The sequence below is a fragment of the Microbacterium rhizosphaerae genome (genome assembly GCF_034120055.1).
In the GTDB taxonomy this organism is placed as follows: Bacteria; Actinomycetota; Actinomycetes; order Actinomycetales; family Microbacteriaceae; genus Microbacterium; species Microbacterium rhizosphaerae.
This window is the reverse complement of sequence record NZ_CP139368.1, coordinates 3,786,462-3,806,715: the sequence shown is the minus strand read 5'-3', so window position 1 is coordinate 3,806,715 and position 20,254 is coordinate 3,786,462. Positions and strand designations below refer to the sequence as shown.

Annotated in this window: 17 protein-coding genes and 2 tRNA genes; 8 read left to right on the top strand and 11 right to left on the bottom strand. The window is 69.4% G+C overall.

Going from position 1 to position 20,254, the window contains the following annotated elements:
• Window positions 1–18 precede the first annotated feature (18 nt).
• The gene (locus SM116_RS17285) at window positions 19–1,731 is read right to left on the bottom strand and encodes an amidase (protein WP_320942201.1); all 1,713 of its coding nucleotides are present in this window, start codon (window positions 1,729–1,731) and stop codon (window positions 19–21) included.
• A gap of 1 nt (window position 1,732) precedes the next feature.
• Window positions 1,733–2,770, bottom strand: a complete 1,038-nt coding sequence (locus SM116_RS17280; RefSeq protein WP_320942200.1) for an agmatine deiminase family protein — start codon at window positions 2,768–2,770, stop codon at window positions 1,733–1,735.
• Window positions 2,771–2,868: 98 nt separating this feature from the next.
• On the opposite strand from SM116_RS17280, the gene SM116_RS17275 reads away from it, so the two are divergent.
• Complete coding sequence (locus SM116_RS17275; RefSeq protein WP_320942199.1) at window positions 2,869–3,480, top strand: TetR/AcrR family transcriptional regulator; 612 nt, start codon at window positions 2,869–2,871, stop codon at window positions 3,478–3,480.
• Here the strand turns inward: SM116_RS17275 and SM116_RS17270 are convergent.
• A complete protein-coding gene (locus tag SM116_RS17270; RefSeq protein ID WP_320942198.1) occupies window positions 3,467–5,245 on the bottom strand; it encodes an ABC-F family ATP-binding cassette domain-containing protein in 1,779 nt (592 codons plus the stop codon). The two genes, SM116_RS17275 and SM116_RS17270, sit on opposite strands and share 14 nt — an antisense overlap.
• A gap of 213 nt (window positions 5,246–5,458) precedes the next feature.
• Entirely contained in the window at window positions 5,459–6,160 is a 702-nt protein-coding gene (locus SM116_RS17265) for an alpha/beta hydrolase (RefSeq protein WP_320942197.1), read from the bottom strand.
• Window positions 6,161–6,236: 76 nt separating this feature from the next.
• Here SM116_RS17265 and SM116_RS17260 point away from each other — a divergent pair, with 76 nt between their 5' ends.
• Window positions 6,237–6,920 carry an NUDIX hydrolase family protein gene (locus SM116_RS17260; RefSeq protein ID WP_320942196.1) on the top strand — a complete coding sequence of 228 codons (684 nt, stop codon included), beginning with the start codon at window positions 6,237–6,239 and terminating at the stop codon, window positions 6,918–6,920.
• A gap of 6 nt (window positions 6,921–6,926) precedes the next feature.
• Here SM116_RS17260 and SM116_RS17255 read toward each other — a convergent pair whose 3' ends face one another.
• Window positions 6,927–7,955: an LLM class flavin-dependent oxidoreductase gene (locus SM116_RS17255; protein ID WP_320942195.1), complete on the bottom strand. Its 1,029-nt coding sequence runs from the start codon at window positions 7,953–7,955 to the stop codon at window positions 6,927–6,929.
• Between the two features lie 47 nt (window positions 7,956–8,002).
• The gene (locus tag SM116_RS17250) at window positions 8,003–8,974 is read right to left on the bottom strand and encodes a diacylglycerol/lipid kinase family protein (protein WP_320942194.1); all 972 of its coding nucleotides are present in this window, start codon (window positions 8,972–8,974) and stop codon (window positions 8,003–8,005) included.
• Window positions 8,975–9,025: 51 nt separating this feature from the next.
• Here SM116_RS17250 and serS point away from each other — a divergent pair, with 51 nt between their 5' ends.
• From serS to SM116_RS17225, 5 genes are all read left to right on the top strand, one after another.
• Window positions 9,026–10,294: a serine--tRNA ligase gene (gene serS / locus SM116_RS17245; protein WP_320942193.1), complete on the top strand. Its 1,269-nt coding sequence runs from the start codon at window positions 9,026–9,028 to the stop codon at window positions 10,292–10,294.
• Window positions 10,291–11,124, top strand: coding sequence for an HAD family hydrolase (locus tag SM116_RS17240; RefSeq protein WP_320942192.1), 834 nt, complete (start codon window positions 10,291–10,293; stop codon window positions 11,122–11,124). The genes serS and SM116_RS17240 overlap by 4 nt, the downstream gene beginning before the upstream one ends.
• A 106-nt stretch (window positions 11,125–11,230) precedes the next feature.
• A tRNA-Ser gene (locus SM116_RS17235) sits at window positions 11,231–11,315 on the top strand.
• Window positions 11,316–11,348: 33 nt separating this feature from the next.
• Window positions 11,349–12,641 (top strand): LCP family protein, encoded by a 1,293-nt coding sequence (locus SM116_RS17230; protein ID WP_320942191.1) that lies wholly within the window; start codon window positions 11,349–11,351, stop codon window positions 12,639–12,641.
• A 109-nt stretch (window positions 12,642–12,750) separates the two neighbouring features.
• Window positions 12,751–12,839 (top strand) — tRNA-Ser (locus tag SM116_RS17225).
• A 453-nt stretch (window positions 12,840–13,292) separates the two neighbouring features.
• On the opposite strand, the gene SM116_RS17220 is transcribed toward SM116_RS17225, so the two are convergent.
• On the bottom strand, window positions 13,293–13,868 hold the full coding sequence (locus SM116_RS17220) for a TetR/AcrR family transcriptional regulator (protein WP_320942190.1): 576 nt from the start codon (window positions 13,866–13,868) through the stop codon (window positions 13,293–13,295).
• On the opposite strand from SM116_RS17220, the gene SM116_RS17215 reads away from it, so the two are divergent.
• Complete coding sequence (locus SM116_RS17215; RefSeq protein WP_320942189.1) at window positions 13,858–14,595, top strand: hypothetical protein; 738 nt, start codon at window positions 13,858–13,860, stop codon at window positions 14,593–14,595. The genes SM116_RS17220 and SM116_RS17215 overlap by 11 nt on opposite strands.
• Window positions 14,596–14,955: 360 nt before the next feature.
• On the opposite strand, the gene istB is transcribed toward SM116_RS17215, so the two are convergent.
• The 4 genes from istB to SM116_RS17195 form a co-directional block, all read right to left on the bottom strand.
• Window positions 14,956–15,753 carry an IS21-like element helper ATPase IstB gene (istB, locus tag SM116_RS17210; RefSeq protein WP_320941639.1) on the bottom strand — a complete coding sequence of 266 codons (798 nt, stop codon included), beginning with the start codon at window positions 15,751–15,753 and terminating at the stop codon, window positions 14,956–14,958.
• Entirely contained in the window at window positions 15,753–16,964 is a 1,212-nt protein-coding gene (istA, locus tag SM116_RS17205) for an IS21 family transposase (RefSeq protein WP_320941640.1), read from the bottom strand. Before istA ends, istB begins: the two co-directional genes overlap by 1 nt.
• 226 nt (window positions 16,965–17,190) lie before the next feature.
• Window positions 17,191–18,780 (bottom strand): benzoylformate decarboxylase, encoded by a 1,590-nt coding sequence (gene mdlC, locus SM116_RS17200; protein ID WP_320942188.1) that lies wholly within the window; start codon window positions 18,778–18,780, stop codon window positions 17,191–17,193.
• 17 nt (window positions 18,781–18,797) lie between these two features.
• Window positions 18,798–20,252, bottom strand: coding sequence for an aldehyde dehydrogenase family protein (locus SM116_RS17195; RefSeq protein WP_320942187.1), 1,455 nt, complete (start codon window positions 20,250–20,252; stop codon window positions 18,798–18,800).
• Between the last annotated feature and the right edge of the window lie 2 nt (window positions 20,253–20,254).

Here is a 20,254-nt window from a genome sequence, read left to right as displayed (position 1 = left end):
GCCCGGGCGTGGGGCGAGCTAGAGGCGCGGGGTTCTCGGCGGCTCGGTGCGTCGGGAACCCGTCGCCTCGAACGCCGCCGCGAGCTCCAGCAGGGCCGTGTCGTCGTAGGCACGGCCCGAGATCGTGAGGCCCACCGGCATCCCGATATCCGTCATCGTGCCCATCGGCACGGTGACGGACGGGATGCCGAGATGTCGCGGCACGATGTTGCCGTTGGCGACCCACACGCCGTTGCGCCAGCCGAGATCGGCGGATGCCGGGTTCACGTCCATGTCCGCCGGGCCGACGTCGGCCATCGCCGGGTAGACGATGGCGTCCAGACCGAGTGCATCCATCCACTCCTCGAAATCGATGCGCCGTGTCTGCTCGAGGCCGCGCAGTCCCTCCGCCATGTGCGGGATCGTCGTCAGATCGGTGATCGGATGCGTGCGGAACAGATCCGGCAGCTCGTTGATGTCGTCGTCGAAGCCGGTGTAGCGGTCGGGCAGCGCACCGGGCGGCGCGGGGAAGATCCGGGCGCCGTCGACCTGCGCGAGGCTGTGGAGCGCGGGATCGCCGTTGGCGTCGAGGAAGTCGTTCCAGCTCCAGGCGCACAGCTCGACGACCTCGCTGTGCAGGAAATCGGGGGGCACGAGCCCGCGTGTGGCGATCGTCGGCGCTCCGGCGCGGTCGCCCTCGTAGTTCGTGACGGCGGGGAAGTCGACCTCCACGACCTCGGCGCCCGCCGCCTCGAGGTCCGCGCGGGCGGCGCGCCACAGCTCCATGACCGATGCACGCGTCTCGATACGCTGCCCGGTCGAGCCCCCGATGCCGACGCCGGTGCCGGCATCCGGGTCGGCGTTGATGTACATGCGCGGCACGCCGAAGCGGGTGCCGCGCAGCCGCCGGCGGGCCGCATCCGCGCTCGCGGGGGAGAGGGCTCGATACGACTCCGGTCGCACCGCCGACGCGGCGGGCAGCGCGACCCACGACTGCACACGCCAGAAGTCGCCGCGCGTCTGGTCGTCATCGGCCACCACGACGTCGAGGATCTCGAGGAGGTCTGCCGTCGTCCGCGCGTGCGGCACGACGACGTCCTGCGTCGGGACGAGCGGCCAGTTCCCGCGCACCGAGATGACGCCGCGGCTCGGGCAGTAGGCGACGAGCGCGTTGCAGGATGCGGGCGCCCGCCCGCTCGACCACGTCTCCTCGCCGAGGCCGAAGGCCGCGAAGCTGGCCGCGGTCGCCGTCCCCGATCCGTTGGACGACCCGCTGCCGAAGGCGCTCGTGAGCCAGGATGCGCTGTACGGGCTCTCGGCGCGGCCGTAGACGCCGCGCTGCATCCCGCCGTTCGCCATCGGCGGCATGTTCGTCAGGCCCAGGCAGATGGCGCCGCCGGCCCGCAGCCGCTCGATCGTGAACGCGTCGCGCTGCGCGACGAGCTGTGCGAAGGCGGGCGATCCCGACGCCGCGGTCAGCCCGCGCACGAGATAGCTGTCCTTCGCCGTGTACGGGATGCCGTCCAGCGGCCCGAGCGTCTCACCGCGCGCGCGACGGGCATCGGAATGCTCGGCGTCCACCAGCGCCTCGGGATTGCGCACGACGACCGAGTTCAGCGCGGTCTTCGTGCCGGGAGGGTCATAGGCGTTGATGCGCGCGAGGTACGCGTGCACGAGGTCGACGCTCGTCGCCTGTCCGGACTCGAGCGCCGCGCGCAGATCGGCGATGGATGCTTCCACGACATCGAACACGTCAGGACCCCTTCACGGCCGGCTGCTGCTGCGTGATGCAGTGGATGCCGCCGCCTCCGGCGAAGATGGGCCGGGCGTCGATCGTCACGGCGCGGCGATCGCCGGGGTAGGCGGCCTCGAGGATCTCGCGGGCCTGCGCATCCCCCCGCTCGTCGCCGAAGCCGCACGCGATGACGCCCCCGTTGACGACGAGGTGGTTCACGTAGGAGTAGTCCACGAACCCCTCCGCATCACGGATCGTCGCCGGGGCCGGGAGATCGATGATCTCGATCGTCCGGCCCGCGGCATCCGTCTGCCCCGTCAGGAACGCCTTGAGAGCCTTCGAGACCTCGAAGTCGGGATGCTCGGGGTTCTGCTGCCGGTGCAGCATGACCGTGCCCGGGCGGCCGAAGGCCGCCACGATGTCGACGTGCCCGTTCGTGCCGAAGTCGTCGTAGTCGCGGGTCAGGCCGCGAGGCAGCCAGATGGCCTTCGTCGTGCCGAGGGTGCGGGCGAACTCCGCCTCCACCCGCGCCTTGTCGGCGTAGGGGTTGCGGCGCTTGTCGAGCTGCACCGTCTCGGTGAGGAGGATGGTGCCCTCGCCGTCGACGTGGATGCCGCCCCCCTCGTTGACGAGCATCGAGCTGACGAGCTCGGAGCCGACGATCCCCGAGATGAGCCGGGCGTGCTCCGCCGACTTCTCGAAGTCGGACCAGCCGCGGTCGCCCCAGCCGTTGAAGACCCAGTCGACGGCGCCCAGGGCGCCGGTCTCGTCATCGACGACGAAGGTGGGGCCGTGGTCTCGCATCCAGAACTCGTCGACCGGAGCCTCGACGATCTCGATCTCGCCGCTCAGCATGCGTCGGGCGCGGGTGACCTCGGCCGGGTCGACGACCATAGTCACCGGCTCGAAGTCGATGATCGCGTTGGCGACGGCGCTCCACGCCTCGTAGCAGCGCTCCTGTTCGGCGGGGTCGTCGCCGAGGGTCTGTCCCTGGGCCGGGAAGGCCATCCACGTGCGATCGTGCGGCGCACCCTCGTGCGGCATCCTCCAGGCCATGCTGCCCCCTTCGGCAATCGGCTGTCAGCCGGTGTGCATCCGGCGGTCCATTATTGATCTAGCGATCAATACCAGAGTTTCCTACACTGGCGTTCACGATGTCAACACCCCAGCGCACCCGCAAGAGCCCCGAGGCGCGGGCGGCCGAGATCCAGCGGGCCGCCGTGGCGCTTGCGCACGAGCAGGGGCTGGCTGCCCTGACGCTGCGCTCGGTCGCCGAGCGGGCGGGTGTGACGCCGGCGCTCGTGGCGCACTACCGGCCCAGCATGGACGCGCTCGTCGCGGAGGTGTTCGCCGACGTCGTGGGCGAGGAGCTCGCCGAGGTGCGGACGGTCGTGGCCGGGACGCCGGGCCAGCGGCTCGCGCGCCTGTTCTCGACGATCCTCGGCGACGGCCGCGACGACGTCACCCTCGTGTGGGTGGAGGCGTGGGCGCACGGGCGGCGCAATCCCGCCCTGTCCGCCGCGATCGACGAGCAGATGGCCGCGTGGCAGGCGTTCGTGACCGGGATCATCGTGGACGGATGCCGCGACGGAGTCTTCACCACGGACGATCCGGATGCCGTCGCATGGCAGCTGCTCGGCATGATCGACGGCCTCGCCGCCCATGCCCTCGCCCGTGGGACCGACTCCGCGCCCTTCGTCGCCCGGCTCGCGCGGGCGAGCGAGGTGCTGGTGGGCGCGGAGCCGGGCACGGTCACCGCTGCGTGATGCTTCCCTCCGCATCGAGCTCGAGGGTCGCGTCGAGCCCGAGCCGCGCGAGGAACGCGTCGTCGTGGCTCACGACGAGCACGGCCCCGCGGTAGGCGGCCAGCGCGTCGACGAGCTGATCGACCGTGTCGAGGTCGAGGTTGTTCGTCGGCTCGTCGAGCACGAGCAGCTGCGGCGGCGGGTCGGCGAGCAGCAGCCGTGCCAGGGCGACGCGGAACCGCTCGCCTCCCGACAGCGTCACGACCGGGCGGTGCACCGTGTCGCCGCGCAGCAGGAACCGGGCCAGCCGGTTGCGGATCTCCGCCGTCGGCACGCTCGGCGCCGCCGCTTCCACGTTCTGCAGCACGGTCGCCCGATCGTCGAGGCCGTCCACGCGCTGCGGCAGGTACCCGACGTGCTCGACGTGGAGGCCGAGACCCACATTCCCCAGGTGTTCGGGCCTCGCCCGCTCCAGGTCTGCGGGCTTCGCCCGCTCCAGGTCTGCGGGCCTCGCCCGCTCCAGGTCTGCGGGCTTCGCCGGCTCCAGGTCTGCGGGCTTCGCCCGCGGCCGGTGTTCGGCATTCAGGAGATCCGCGCCCTGCGGCCCTGCATCCCCCGGCGTTTCCGGGGCCGCCGCAGCCGGATCTCCTGAATGCTGAACGGCCGAGGCGACGAGGCGCTCCAGCAGCGTCGTCTTGCCGATGCCGTTCGGACCGATGAGGGCGACCCGCTCCGGTCCGCGGATGATGTGCGTGCCGATCGTCGCGATGCGCCTTCCCGCCGGAACACCCGGATCGGGCAGGTCGATGTGCACGCGGTCGTCGTCGCGCACCCGCCGCTCGGCTGCGTCGAGCACGGCACGGGCGTCCGCCTCCTTCTCGCGTACCTCGGTGCGCAGCTTGCCCGCCGACACCTGGGCCGCCATCCGGCGCCCGTTCGCGACGATCTTCGGCACGCGCTTCTCCTCGAACGCCTTGCGGCCCATCTGAGCGCGCGTGGCGAGCTTGGACTCGGCCTCGATACGCTGGCGCTTCTCGCGGCGGAGGTCCTTGCGGGCGTCCGACTCGGCGTGTCGCGCCGCCTCCTGCTCAGCCTCCAGCCAGGCGCGCCATTCCGCGTACGGGCCGCCGAAGACCGACAGCTCACCGGCGTAGAGCTCGGCGGTGTCGTCCATCAGCTCGAGCAGCGCGATGTCGTGACTGACCACGACGAGCGCCTCGCGCCACCCGCGCACCAGATCGTACAGACGGGCGCGCGCGATCCGGTCGAGGTTGTTCGTCGGTTCGTCGAGGAGCGTGACGGATGCGTTCCGCAGCCGGATGCCGGCCACCGCCGCCAGCACCGCCTCACCGCCGGAGAGCTCGCCGACGCGCCGGTCGAGCATGCCGGGCAGACCGGCCTCGTCGAGAGCGGCGATCGCGCGCGCCTCGACGTCCCAGTCCGTGCCGATGCTGTCGAAGTGCTCCTGGGCGACGTCTCCGGATTCGACCGCGCGCACCGCCGCGAGCACAGGCTCGATGCCGAGCAGCGCCGACACGGGGCGGCCGACGTCCAGCGTGAGGTGCTGCGGAAGATATGCGACGTCGCCCGCTGAGATCGAGCCGGATGACGGCGTGAGCGACCCCGCGATCAGGCGGAGCAGCGTGGACTTGCCGGAACCGTTCCGGCCGACGAGACCGGTTCGTCCCGCACCGAAGGCGCCGGAGATCCCGTCGAGGGCGATGGTGCCGTCCGGCCACGTGAACGAGACGCGGTCCAGGACGACGGATGACAGTGTGGTGGGCATGAGGTCCTCCTCGTGGTGTCGGACGCGCGACACCGAGGAACCTCGAAGGGCCCGGAAGAACACCGGGGGAGGAAGATCGACGACCGCGCGAGAGGGAATCTGCGAGCGCGACACGTCGAGGGACATCGACGATCAGCGCTTACAGCGCGATGGCGGCGATCTCCGTCATTTCATTCCTGACCTGGGGAACAAGGACCTCGCCACGATAGCGCATCAGTCTGCGAGTTCGTCAAGACGATGGGTGAGGAATGTGCGGACGTCCGCCAGCTCCTCCTCCGACACGCTGTGCGTGAGCCCGGGGTAGACGCGGCCCGACAGGTCGACGTGGGCGGGCAGCCACTCGGCGCTGTGCTCGACGAGGGAGGGCGGGATGACGTCATCCCGCGTGCCGCGCCCCCAGAACACGGGCGGCTTGCGTGCGGCGAGCTCCGCATCCCGCGGCAGCTCGCCCGGCGACACGTAGCCGCTGAGGTTGACGGCGAACGCGAAGCGCTCGGGCTGCAGGCGCAGCGCCTGCAGCGACACCGCGCCGCCCTGGGAGAAGCCGAGCAGGCCGACGTGCGGCGCATCCGTCGCGGCATCCAGCCATTCGATGAACGCGGATGCTGCGGCCGTCACCCCTCCCATGCCCTCGTCGGGAGCGGCCGCCGCGCCGGGGCGTGCGCCCACGTCGTCGAGATTCATCGCGTCGATCGCGTACCAGGCGTTGCCCATCATGGGCCAGGGCGGCGTCAGCGGCGCGCGCACCGAGGCCGTGACGAAGTCGTCGGGAAGGTAGGGGACGAGCCCGAACAGGTCGTTCTCGTCGGAGCCGTACCCGTGCAGCAGCACGAGCAGAGGGCGCCCGGCTCGCTCCGCCGGCGGCGCCGACCACCGGACGACGTCGGGGTCCAATGAGGCGTCGGACGGCGTCATCCGCCCATCATCGCGCGGACGGAGGACACGAACCAGCCTGAGTGCGCGCCGGGGGAGGGACGGGTATACAGGAACCATGCCTGTCCGCACCCCAGATCCGGATCCCGACGAGCGCGGCGATCAGCCCCCCGGCCGGTTCGGTGCGAATCCGCCCTTCAGCGGGTCGGGCGGGTTCGGATCGAATCCGCCGTTCGGATCGAATCCGCCGTTCGACGCGCAGCCGCCGTTCGGCGGTCCGACCGCCAATCCGGGCTGGCTCACCGACGTCGAGCTGGCCGAGGTGCGCCGGCGCCTGCCGATCCTCTATGTCGAGGCTGTGCCCGTGCGCACCGACGGCATGGGGGCGGTGACCGAGGTCGGCATCCTGCTGCGCGCCACGCCGCTCGGCGAGATGACGCGCACGATCGTGTCCGGCCGTGTGCGCTACGGAGAGACCGTGCGGGATGCGCTGTTCCGCCACCTCGAGGACGACCTCGGTCCCATGGCCTTCCCGCTGCTTCCGCCGCAGCCGAACCCGTTCACGGTGGCCGAGTACTTCCCCATCCCGGGCGTCAGCGCGTATCACGACGACCGGCAGCACGCGGTGTCGCTCGCCTTCGTGGTGCCGGTCACCGGCACGTGCGAGCCGCGGCAGGACGCACTCGAGGTCACGTGGCTGTCGCCGCAGGAGGCTGCCTCCGACGCCCTCGCCGCCGAGATGGAGGGCGGCCGCGGCACGCTCGTCCGCATGGCGCTCGCGAGCGTCGGCGCCCTCCGTTAGCTCTCGTCAGGCCGCGAGTTGCTCGAGGGTCTGGACCCGGCCGGGCGCGGCATCCAGCGGCTCACCGTCGAACGATCCCGCGATGGGCGAGATCATGACCTCGTCGAGGCCGTGCTGCTGCGCGAGCGCGGTGAGCGATGCGAGCACCTCCGGGCCGGTGCCCACGAACCACCGCGGGCGCATGCGGGCTGCGAGCTCGTCGACGGCGGGATCCGGCTCGGCCGCCTGCGCCTGCTCCACGGTCTCGAGCGGCGTCGCCGGGCGACCCGAGCGCAGTCGGCCCATGGCCCGCAGCTGGGGCAGGGCACGCGCCTCGGCCTCCTCGGCGGTGGGCGCCGCGACGGCGTTCGCGGTCAGGAAGGTACGCGGCTCGGGGTGGGCCTCGGACGGGTGGTACTGCGTCCGGTACAGCTCGAGCGCCCGCTCCAGGCCGTCGCCGGAGAAGTGGTTCGCGAAGACGTACGGCAGACCGAAGGATGCCGCCAGCTGCGCCGAGTAGTCGCTCGAGCCCAGCAGCCAGATCTCCGGAGTCCCGGCCGCGGCCGGTGTCGCGTGCACCGAATATTCGCCGCCGGAGGTGAAGCGCAGCGTCGCACCGCCGGGTGCGACGAGGGAGGCGATGTCGCGTACGTGCTCGGGGAAGCGCTCGACGTCGCTCGTCGTCCCCTCCTGGCGCAGGAGCTGGGTGATCACCGGGTCGCTGCCAGGGGCGCGGCCGATGCCGAGGTCGATGCGTCCGGGCGCGATCGCCTCGAGCACGGCGAACTGCTCGGCGACGATGAGCGGCGCGTGGTTGGGGAGCATCACGCCGCCCGAGCCGACGCGGATCCGAGACGTGCGCGCCGCGGCGGCGGCGATCAGCACCGGAGGGGTGGTGGACGCGACCGACGGCATGTTGTGATGCTCCGCGAACCAGTAGCGCCGGTAGCCGAGATCGTCGGCCCGGGAGGCGATATCGAGGGATGCGGCGACCGCCTGCGCGCTCGTCTGGCCGGTGCGGACGGGGATCAGGTCGAGGACGGAGAGTGCGATCATCCTCAGCGGCAACCTTGGCGCATCCCCGCGCATTCCCGCCGGAGCGGCTACGGCGTGACCGTGAGCAGCGCCCCCGGCCGCACCGAGCACACGATGCTCCGTCCGTCGCCGAACGCGTCGCCGTCGAGCTCGATGGGCCGGGGGGCCGTCGCCGCGACCTCCATCGAACCGCCACGCAGATAGTGGATCGACGTGTCCCGGCCGCGGCGCTCGAGCACGCGGCGCCCCGCGCGGAACCGGCGCAGCACGCTGTTGTCCCACCACACCTTGCGCCACACGCCCAGCCACCCGAACCACCCGGTCGGCTGGATCACCATGATGTCGAGCAGCCCGTCGTCGAGCGACGCATCCGGGATCAGCGCGATGCCGGCCGGCAGCTGCCCGCAGTTGGCGAACAGCACGCTCTGCACCCGCGCCGTGTGCAGGCGCTGCTCGTCGAGCGCATAGATCACGCGGAACGGCTTGGCGCCGGGCAGTGCGCGGGCGGCCCCGTCGACATAGGCCATCCAGCCCACGTGCTTCTTCAGCTGCGGACGCGTGTTCGCGATCATCGCGGCGTCGAGCCCGATACCGGCCATGACGACGAAGGCGTGCTCCTCCACGTCGCCCCCTTCGCGAGTGATGCGGGCCAGGCCGACGTCGGTCTTGGTGATGTTCTCGCCGAAGGCCGCGGCCACCATGAGCTCCGGGTCGAGGGGGAGCCGCAGATTCCGCGCGAAGAGGTTCCCCGTGCCGCTCGGAACGATGGCGAGCGGCACATCGGATCCCGCGACCGCTCCGGCGACGGCCCGCACGGTGCCGTCCCCGCCCGCGACGAGGACCACGTCGACCTTCTCATCGAGCGCCTGCCGCGCGACGCCGTCGCCGAGGTCGTCGAGCGTGGTCTCGAAGAAGAGGGGATGCAGCCAGCCTGAGCGCTTCGACCAGTGGACGACGCTGGCGCGCAGCATCCTCTTGTCGACCTTGATGGGGTTGTAGACGAGAGCGGCGCGCTTGTGCCGCTCCGGATCGTCGCCCATGGGGACAAGATATCCCGCGGGTGCGCGAACACGCTGTGCGAGACTTGACGGATGATCGACCCCGTGCTTCTTCGCGAAAATCCCGAGCTGGTCAAGCGCTCGCAGGAGAAGCGGGGGGAGTCGCCGGAGACGGTGGATGACGCCGTCGCGGCCGACAAGGCGCGCCGGGCTGCGATCACGGCCTTCGAGGAGCTGCGTGCCGCGCAGAACGTGCACGGGAAGCGTGTCGCGCAGGCATCCAAGGACGAGAAGCCCTCGCTCGTCGCCGAGGCGAAGGAGCTGAGCGAGCAGGTCAAGCGGGCCCAGCACGCTGTCACCGCCGCCGAGGAGGCGGCCGACGAGGCGTTCGCCCGCATCGAGAACATCGTGATCGACGACGTCCCCGCCGGCGGCGAGGCGGACTTCGTCACGCTGCGCACGCACGGGGAGCCTGCATCCTTCGCGTTCGCACCGCTCGACCACCTCGAGATCGGCGAGCGCCTCGGCGCGATCGACATGGAGCGCGGCACGAAGGTGTCGGGCAGCCGCTTCTACTTCCTCACCGGCGTGGGGGCACGGCTCGAGTACGCCCTCATGTCGCTCGCGTTGCAGCGGGCGCTGGATGCCGGGTTCATCCCGATGATCCCGCCCACCCTCGTGCGGCCGGAGGTCATGCGCGGCACCGGATTCCTCGGCCAGCACGCCGACGAGGTGTACCGCCTCGAGAAGGAGGACCTGTACCTCGTCGGCACGAGCGAGGTGCCGCTCGCCGGCTACCACATGGGCGAGATCATCGACCTCGCGCGCGGGCCGAAGCGCTACGCCGGCTGGTCGACGTGCTACCGCAGCGAGGCCGGCTCATACGGCAAGGACACCCGCGGCATCATCCGCGTGCACCAGTTCAACAAGCTCGAGATGTTCGTCTACACGACTCCGGAGGATGCCGAGGCCGAGCACCTGCGGCTGGTCGCGATGCAGGAGGCGATGCTGCAGGACCTCGGCCTCAGCTACCGGGTGATCGACGTCGCGGCCGGCGATCTCGGGTCGAGCGCGGCCCGCAAGTACGACGTCGAGGCGTGGGTCCCGACGCAGGGCGCCTACCGGGAGCTGACCAGCACCTCGAACTGCACGACGTATCAGGCGCGGCGCCTCGACATCCGCTACCGACCGGACGAAGGCGGCCGCACGCAGCACGTCGCCACCCTCAACGGCACCCTGGCGACCACCCGCTGGATCGTCGCCCTGCTGGAGACGCACCAGCGCGAGGACGGCTCCGTCGTCGTGCCCGAGGTGCTGCGGCCCTACCTCGGCGGACTCGAGGTCTTGGAGCCCATCGCGTGACCGACACGGCCGCCGGCGTGCCCGCATCCTCCGCTCGCGAGGCCGTACCCGGCCTGATCGCGCTCGACATCGACGGCACGCTCCTGCTCGAGGACGAGACGCTGAGCCCCGGCATCGTCGATGCGATCGCGCACGCCGCGGCCGCGGGCAACGAGGTCATGCTGGCGACCGGGCGCAGCTGGGCGGGCACGGAGTGGGTGCTGCACACCCTCGGCATGACGCCGGAGTTCGTCGTCTGCTCCAACGGCGCCGTCGTGCTGCGCCGCGCCGGCGACGGCTACGAGCGCTTCCACACCGAGACGTTCGACGCATCCGAGGTGCTGGAGCTTCTCGTGCGCGACCTGCCCCATGCCCATTACATGGTGGAGCTCCCCGACGGGCACCGCCTGTACACCGAGCAGCTCGACCACTGGAATCTGCGGGATGCCACGCAGGTGCCCTTCGAGCAGCTGTCGGCGCAGCCGGTCTGCCGCGTGGTCGTGGTCTCGCCCGGGCAGAGCGACGAGGACTTCATGGAGCTCGTCGAGCGCATCGGCCTGCACCACGTGTCGTACGCCATCGGCTGGACGGCGTGGCTCGACATCGCCCCGCTGGGCGTCGACAAGAGCACCGCGCTCGAGATCGTGCGCACCGAGCTGGGGGTCGCCGGCTCCCGGGTCGTCGTCGTCGGCGACGGGCGCAACGACCTGGGCATGTTCGCGTGGGCGCGCCAGCAGGGCGGGCGCGCCGTCGCGATGGCGCAGGCGCCGGACGAAGTGCGGGATGCGGCGACCGAGGTCACCGCATCCGTCCACGAGGGCGGCACCGCCGAGGTCCTGCGCCGGCTCTGACGTCCCACTCAGGGCCCGCTCAGGCGGGCCCGGGAAAATGGTGAGAACGCCGTCGGCTAGACTCGACGCCTGATTGATGGATGGTGCGCGCGTGCGCACACCATCGGGAGGGTTGTCCGAGCGGCCGATGGACCTGGTCTTGAAAACCAGTGGGCAGAAATGTCCCGTGGGTTCGAATCCCACACCCTCCGCAACAGCCGGAGGCGAAGCCTGAGAGGACTCGAGTGAGCCAGACGACCAAGCCCGGCAGAGCTGCGCGCCGCCCGCTTGCCCGCCACGGCCAGCTCCGGAGCCCCAATCCCTTCGCCCAGCTGCTGAAGGGACTGGCGATCGCGATCGCCGTGGTCCTGGTCTCGGGGGCCGGCGTCGCCGCGTACGCGGTGACCGACCTCTCGTCCTCCTTCGCCGGCCGCTCCGTGAAGCTCGAAGGCGAGGCGGCTGCGCCGCCGCCCGGCATCGGCGCCTACGAGGGCGACGTCAACCTGCTGCTCGTGGGCACCGACCAGTGCGAGCCCGCGTACGACGCCCTGTTCGGCAATCGCTGCAAGGGGGCGGATGCGGCGAGCGAGAACAACGACGTCAACATGCTGCTCCACATCTCGAGCAACCCCCGCCGCGTGACGGTCATCTCCTTCCCCCGCGACATGATGCTGCCTGTGCCCTCGTGTACGAGGCCGAACGGCTCGACGTCGTCGCCGGCGAGCAAGCTCATGCTCAACTCGACCTACGACATCGGCGGCCTCTCGTGCGTCGCGAAGACGATCACGCAGCTCACCGGCATCCAGATCCCCTTCGCGGCCAAGATCACGTGGGGCGGCGTCATCCAGATCACGAACGCCATCGGCGGCGTGGACGTCTGCGTCTCGGGCCACCTGAAGGACCGCCTGACGGGCCTCGACCTCACCGCGGGCACCCACACGATCCAAGGCCTGCAGGCGCTGCAGTTCCTGCGCACGCGGCACGGTGTCGGCGACGGCAGCGACCTCGGTCGCATCTCGAACCAGCAGCAGTACATGTCGCGGCTGGTGCAGAAGATCATGAGCCAGGGCGTCCTGTCGAACCCCGCCACCCTCTACAAGCTGGCCTCGACCACGGTTCAGAACGTCACGCCGAGCGAGAGCCTCACGAACCCGATGACGCTCGTGCAGATCGCGCTCGCGGCCAAGAGCGTCCCGTTCGATCAGTTCGTCTTCGTGCAGTACCCGACCGGGTACGACCCCGCGAACCCCAACCGTGTCGTTCCGAACAGGACCGCCGCCACACAGCTCCTGACGGCGCTCAGCCAGAACAAGCAGCTGCAGCTGACCGGCAACAGCGGCGTCGGCACTGTTCAGCAGACGCCCGCACCGACGGCCTCCGCCGGCCCCACCACGGCGGCGCCCACCGCCGGTGCGACGACGGGCCCCACGCCGTCGCCGACGGCGACCGACTCGGCTGCGCTGCCTTCGACCATCACAGGCACCACGGCGGCCCAGCAGACCTGCTCGAAGGGCCAGGTCTACAACGGCAACGGCTGACCCGCCGCCGCGTTCGCAGCCGCCGGAACGACCAGGTACTATTGACGGACGTGCCCGCTCGCGGGTGCGGCGCCCGCTTCGGCGGGTGCCTGTCCGCTCCGGCGGGCAAGGAGACGTCGCATAGTCAGGCCTAGTGCACCACCCTGCTAAGGTGGAGTCCCCGTAAGGGGACCGAGGGTTCAAATCCCTCCGTCTCCGCGTGAAAACCCCAGGTCAACTGGGGTTTTTCTTTCATCTCGGCTCGAACGCGAATTGTGTATGAAGTGCGTGGAGAGGACTGAGTGCGAACCGTTGGTTCGCCTCGGTTCGCATCTGGTACGCATGAGCGTCTTCTGGCTGCGATTGACCAAAGTATTTGAGTGGTCAGAAGGTAAATCCAGTCGGAAGTAGCCGACCCCGCAAAGGTGGTGTCCCCTCGAATGACGTCTGATGCTGACCGTGAGTCTCCGTCTCCGCCAGAACGCGAATCGCGGCGACCTGAGGGACGACGATCACAAGGGTGCCTTGTTGCCACACACGTGACTAGGATCGGCGGCGCTCAACGGGCGCATAACACGTCAGCGCACGATTAGCAGCTGAGTCTTCCCACCACCAGGCCGGCCACGTGGTTCCCGGACGCAACCCCGAAGGCGGCTGGCGGCAGCCGGACAGCTATTGAGACGACAGATACGCCGTGATGGTGTCTGTCAGCCGCGCCGTCAGCCTCTCAAGAGGGATAACTCGCATCGGTGCGCCCCTATCGGCGAGCTCGATGCTGAGCTGTCGCGCCGCAACAGCATAAGTCACTTCGTCCGCCCATTCCACGTCTTCTCCCGCGAGATCGAGGCCGAACCGCCGGCACACCGCCGTCAAAGTTTCGACAAACGCGCTTTGCGCGATGAGACCTGATTCGCGACCTCGCCGGGAGATCGCCGGGTAATCGACGGCGACCCGCATCAGTGCGCGCAGAAGGGGAGCTTCTGCTGCGAGTGTTGTGGTCCGGGCCGCTATCACCGCACCGATCGCTTCGCGCAGCGTGGAGCCGCTCCCGGACGCCGCGCCCAGCTGAGCGACGGTCTCGCGGTCCATCCGGGTGAGCTCCCGCTCGTGAACGGCAAGCAGTAGAGATTCCTTGTTCCCCACTCGCCCATAGACGGTTCCAACAGCCACGCCGGCATACGCGCTCACCTCGGCGATGGTGAAGTCCCCATCGCCGCGCTCGGTCAGCAGGCGGATCGTGGCATCCACGACCCGCTCCGTGTCTGCCGAACTGCGTGCCCTGCTCGACCGTCACGGCTTCACAGACACCGACCTGACGCTCTGCTACTGGAACTACCTCGCCGTTCCCAGTAGCTCCGCGCCGGCCGCTGAGAAGGGCGCATTCCAGGCGGCGACGGCGATCTACCTCCAGGACACCGTCATCGATCACGCGTTCTTCTTCCGCGCCGACAGCGGGCGCGACCCGCACTACGGCTTCGTGGATCCGGCCGGTGTCGGAACGGCGGACGACGCCCCCGATGAACGGTCCCGCGCGCTCGCCCTCGCCGGACGAGCGCTCAGGGGACACCGCCTGGCGGTCACCGGCGGCGACGAATCGGGTCTCGCCTGCGCGGCCGGTCGGGACGGAGATGTGGTGCGCGTGCTCGTGGCCAATTACGTCGCGCCCGACGCGGCGCTCGTCGAACGGGAGGAAGATCGGTTCACATTCCGCATCCCCATCGGCGCGCAGCGCATCGAGCTCGGCTTCGCCCTGCCTCCGCAACGGCGAGAACTGGCGTCAGCGGGTGTCGCATCCGCCCGCGTGGACATTCGCAACCTCCCTTGGGCTGGGCGAACAGTGAGCATCACGCGCACCTCGACGACAGGAGCCGTCCACGGCCCCAGCGATTCACGGGTGTCCGACGCGGGCGACATCCAGCTCGACTTCGACCTCGCACCTCAGTCGGTGTTTCTCGTCGAGTTCCAGGCGCGATAGGCGGACGCGGAGGTAGCCGACATTCCCACCGTCATTCGCCACCGCTCTTCGACCGCGCAGTGCCTGTACGCAGCTGGCAACGTGAGTGTCAGCTGCTGTCCGCGATATGATCCTCGACCGCATGATGCCCGCGTGCGGATCGGTGTCGAGTCGTGGATGCGCCGAGAACCAGGTGACCCCCAAGTGACCCCGAGCATTCTGAGCAGCTCGTTTCTTAGCGATTCTGAAGTGTGTGGAGGGCGTCGCGAGATTGCGAGTCCGCCCGCGGGCAGAATGCTCAATTCCGCTTGATCAGGGATGTCGGCGGCGCCTGAATCCTGGTCGCTTTCGGCGCTCGAATTGTGAACGGTTGCGGGCAGTCTAGCCAGGGGTTTCGTCGGTTGTGGTGCGGATGCTGGGGAGGCTGTCGATGCCGCGTCCGCGGAGCCGGTAACTGGCGCCTTTCAGGGTGAGGACGTCGGCGTGGTGCACGATCCGGTCGATCATCGCAGCGGCGACGGCCTGGTCTCCGAACACCCCTCCCCACCCGGAGAACGGGAGGTTCGAGGTGAGGATCAGCGACGCGTGCTCGTAGCGGGAGGACACCAGCTGAAAGAACAAGTTCGCCGCGTCTTGCTCGAACGGGAGGTAGCCGACTTCGTCGACGATGACCAGCCCGTAACGCCGCAGCCTCGCGAGCTCTTGGGGGAGCCGGCCTTGCCGGTGCGCGTCGGTGAGGCGGGTGACCCAGTCCGTCGCGGTCGCGAACAGCACCCGATGCCCGTGCCGGGCGGCGACGATCCCCAACGCGATCGCCAAATGCGTCTTCCCCGTTCCGGGCGGGCCGAGCAGCACCACGTTCTGCGCTTCCAGGAGGAACCCGCCGGAGGCGAGTTGCGCGATCTGCTGCCGGGCTGGGGGCTGCGCGTCCCAGTCGAAGTCCTCCAGTGTCTTCCGTGCCGGGAACCCGGCGGCCTTGATCCGCAGCTCCGCGCCGGACGCGTTGCGCGCCGACACCTCGCGTTCCAGGACGGCGGCGAGGTAGTCCTCGAACGACCAGCCCGCGTCGCGGGCTTGGTCGGCGAGCCGGGTCGCGGCTTCGGTGATCCGGGGTGCTTTCAACGCGCCGGCGAGATACGTGAGCTGCTTGACCGACTCGGTCGTCTTCGTGGTAGCCATCAGCTGAGCTCTCCATCGATGATCCCGAAGGCCCGGTCGTAGTCCGCGAGGTCACGGGCCAGGTCGTCACCGGCGGCGGCGGCGCGGGGCTGTTGGAACTGTTTCCGCAGCCTCGCGGCGGTCTCGACATGGGCAGGATCGGTGATCGTCATCCCTCTGGCCCAGACCCGCGCGTGGTCAGCCACGATCCGCCCGTCCGCGCGGACTCTGACCCGTTCCAAGTCCGCGGTCACGTCCACGAGCCGGCCGATTACCTGCGGGTCGACGGAGTAGTCGTTGGTGTCGAGACGGACGTAGTAATCCCGGCCGAGCCGGACCCGGTTGCGCCAACCCAAGTGCAGCGGGATCGGCGGCAACGGCAGCATCGCCGCCCGGTCCACGTCGACCCGCTGCAGCGGTGACGCCTTTGTGGTGCGCACCACCCGGGCGTTGACCCGCCCCAGCCAGTCCCGGAACTGGGCGTCGAAGTCCGCAGCGGAAGTGAACGACCGGCCCGGCATGAACGAGGTCTCGAACCAGCCGTTGCGGCGCTCCACGACGCCCTTGGACTCCGGGTCCTTCGGCGGAAGCAGCACCAGCCTCGTCGCCAGCGTGCCCATGAACGCGTCAACGCCCTCGGCGTGCCGTTTGCCGCGCCCGATGCCGGGTTCGTTGTCCCAGATCAGCCGCCGCGGCACCCGCCCGAGCTGTTGGATCAGCTCCCACGACCCCAGCAGCAGATCCTCCGTCTTCCGCGTCGGAATCATCCGCGCGAGCATCAACCTCGAGTGCGCGGCCGTGATCACCAGCACCGGCAGCAGCTTCCGGGTGCCGTCCTCCAGAGGGATCTTCTCCGGCGGGAACCACAGATCACACTGCGCCGCGTCCCCGGGCTCCCACGTGAGCCGGTCCGCGGGATCGATACGCCGTTGCTCCGGCCGCAGCCGGTGCACGTTGTCCCGGAACCAGCGGATCGACCCCGTCCACCCCACCCGCTCGGCCAGCACCGTCGCCGGCATATCCGGAGTCTCGACCAACAGCTGCCGGACTCGCGCTTCGAACGGCGTGAACGAGGTCGGCCTCGCCGCCCGCTCATACCGCGGCGGCGAACCCGAACCCACCGCCTTGATGACCGTGGTCCTCGAGATCTGCAGCCGCGCCGCGATCTGCGCCTTCGGAACACCCTCCGCAGCCAGCCTGCGGATCAACGCCCAATCCTCCAAAGTGATCACTCTCCAATCGTTGAGTGTTCACTTTTCGAGCGCCGCTACTGTCCAGTTTTCGAGCGCCGCCGACAAGGGATTCTTTCGACCGTACCGAAGTGAGTGCTCGCCGCGTCTGGGACATCGTCATGCTGTTACCTCCTTGTAAGCTGGGCGGTCGGTCCGCCCTTGCTGGCAAGCTGTGTTCTCTTGTGTCATCCGCGGTGAGCGGCTCAGTGCGGATCTTCTTGTGGGGTCAGCGCTGCGAGAGTTGAGGGACGACGGCGAGACGTGGCCCCGTGGCAGACCCCGCAGCTCTCACGAACTGTTCGAGCTGATCGATGTCGGCGAGCTCGCACGCGTCGATGCCGTAACCTTTGGCGATCGAGACGGGGTCGAGGCCGTCTAGGTCGAGGTACCCGGCGTCAGGCACATGCATGATCCGCGAGAAGCGCTGCAGCGCGCCGTACTCCTCGTTCTGCGCGATCACGAATGTCACGGGAACCTGGTAGCGCGCGGCCGTCCACAGCGCCGAGGGCGTGTATTGCATGGCTCCGTCGCCTATGAGCGCGATAACGGGGCGATCAGGGTTGGCGAGCTGAACACCGATGGATGCCGGCAACCCCCATCCGAGTCCGCCGTTCGCGGGAAAGTAGTAAGACTGTGCGCTGTCGAAAGTCAGCCTGGCCCAGAGAGTATCGGCGGATGTCCACTCGAGGACGATCACCGAATCGTCGGGCTTGGCGGCATCCACGGCATCGAGAATCGCGTGCGCCGAGTACCGGCCATTGACGGAGGTCGGAGCGTCGACGATCTCGACGACCCCTGACGCGGACTGCTCTCCCTCCCTCACTCGGGCGGCCAGCCGAACCGCGGCGTCACACGGATCTCCCACGTAGAGCGTTCCAGCTGCCGCTCGCGAGGCTTCGCTCGGATCGGACGTGATGCCGATGAGCAGAGTTCCGGAAGCCAGCGGACTGCCGTCGACGAACTGGTGATAGCGAAACACCGCCGCGCCAATCGTGAGCACCAGATCGTGTTCGGAGAGGACGTCAGCAACGTCCCCCAAGCCCGTCGGGAGGACCCCGCGGAAGTACGGATGCCGCGTCGGGAAGGGCGCCCGCGACGGACTGGGAGCAACCCAGACCGGCATCCCACGATGTTCGCTGAGCAGGCGCGTCGCTTCCCAGCCGTGAGTGGTGTCTGCTCCCGGCCCCAGCACGAGGACAGGTGCAGAAGCCTGGTCGAGCGCCGCAGCGATCGCTTCGACGCTCACGTCGGCGAGGACGGGTGTACCCGACACGGTCCTCTGCGTCAGGTGGGCAGAGGCGCGATCATCCGCCGGGCGATCCCAGTCATCCAGTGGCACCGAGACGAACACCGGTCCGGTGGGTGCGGACTCCGCCAGCAGGACGGCCTGCGAGACCGCGAGCGGTACGTCTTCCGGGCGGAGCGGCTCGGCCGACCACTTCATGAGCGGATCGCCCAGCCGAGTCGCGTCGAGATTGGTGAGCATGGCGTTGAGGGGAACGTACCGTCGGCTTTGCTGCCCGGCGATCACGAGAAGCGGGACATGCGCGGCGGCGCTGTTGGTGAGATTGCCCATGGCATTGCCGGTACCCGACGAAGAATGCAGGTTCACCACGCCGAGGGAACCGGAAGCTTGTGCGTACCCGTCGGCCATTGCGACCGCCGCGCCCTCTTGCAGGGCCAGGACGTATTCGATGTCGTCCGGAAGATGCTTCAGCATCGTGAGCTCGTTCGATCCAGGGTTGCCGAACATGCGCGTCACGCCGTGGGAGCGAAGCACGTCGTAGAACGCGTGAGCGACGTCGAGAGAGGGCATGGGATGGCTGTCGTGAATCAGAACGGGTAGGTCGCGACGTCGGCTTGGATCGTCACCCATTGCGTCTCGGTGAATGCTTCGATGTTCGCCTCATGGCCGCCGAAGCGAGCGCCGGTGCCCGACGCTCCCACGCCTCCGAAAGGCGCTTGCGACTCGTCGTCCACAGTCTGATCGTTGATGTGCAGGATGCCGGTGGGCAGGCGGTCGGCCAGCTCGTAGGCCCGGAACGCGTCCTTGGCCAGGATGCCGAGCGAAAGCCCGTAGTCGCTCGCGTTGACGAGCTCGACGAGTTCGTCCACCGACCCGAACCGTGTGACGGGGGCCACCGGCCCGAAGATCTCCTTCTGGAATGCCGCATGGTCCGGGGCGACGTCGGCGAGCACGGTGGCCTCGTAGAACAAGCCGTCGTAGCGGCCACCGGCAGTCAAGCGCGCTCCCGCGTCGACGGTTTCATGCACGATGGCGTCGATCTTGTCGCGCTGACGCTCGTCGATGATCGGTCCGAGAGGGGCGCCCGATGTCGGGTTGCCGGCCGGGAGGGCCTTGGCCTTCTCGCTGAGTAGGGCGATGTACTCGTCATAGATGCTGTCGTGCACGAGGTGACGGCCCGTGGTCATGCAGATCTGTCCCTGGTGAAGGAACGAACCCCAGGCCCCCGCGGATGCCGCGGCTGCCAGGTCGACGTCACCGAGGACGACGAGTGCGTTGTTGCCGCCGAGTTCCAGGTGCGCCCGCTTGAGCAGCTGCCCCGCTCGTGCACCGATGATCCGCCCGGCCTCGGTCGATCCCGTGAACGAGATGACCGGCACGTCCGGGTGATCGACGAGGGCCGAGCCCACTTCGACCCCGCCGGGGATCACCGAGAACACGCCGGCGGGAACGCCCGCTTCTTCGAGGACGGCAGCGAAGAACAGTCCGCCGCTCACGCTGGTGCGTGGGTCGGGCTTCAGCACGACGGCGTTGCCGAGAGCGAGAGCCGGCGCGATGGACCGGGCGGAGAGGATGCCAGGGAAATTGAATGGCGAGATCACGCCCACGACACCGACCGGCCGGCGTCGGCTCAGGCTTAGCCGCGGGCGCGCCGATCGCAGCAGCTGACCGTACGGCATGAGCGCGGTAGCGGCGGCGAGATGGAACTCGTTCGCCACCAGGCCGGCCTCGAAGAGCGCCTTGCCCTGTGATGAACCGGCTTCATCACTGAGCCATTGTGCGAGCACGCCCGTGTTCTCCTCGAGGAGGGCGGCGGCGCGTCGAAGCACGGCCGCACGCTCCTCGGCAGGACTCGCGGCCCACGCCACCTGTGCGAGGCGCGCCCGCTCGACCGTTGCGGCAAGATCGTCGGCGGTGGCGCTCGCGACGCTGCCGAGCGTTTCGCCGGTGGAGGGTGAGACGACGGGGAAGGTGCTGGATGCCGGCATCCATGAGCCATTGAAGTAACGGCCATCCCAGGTCTGCGGGTCGAAGAACGTCATCG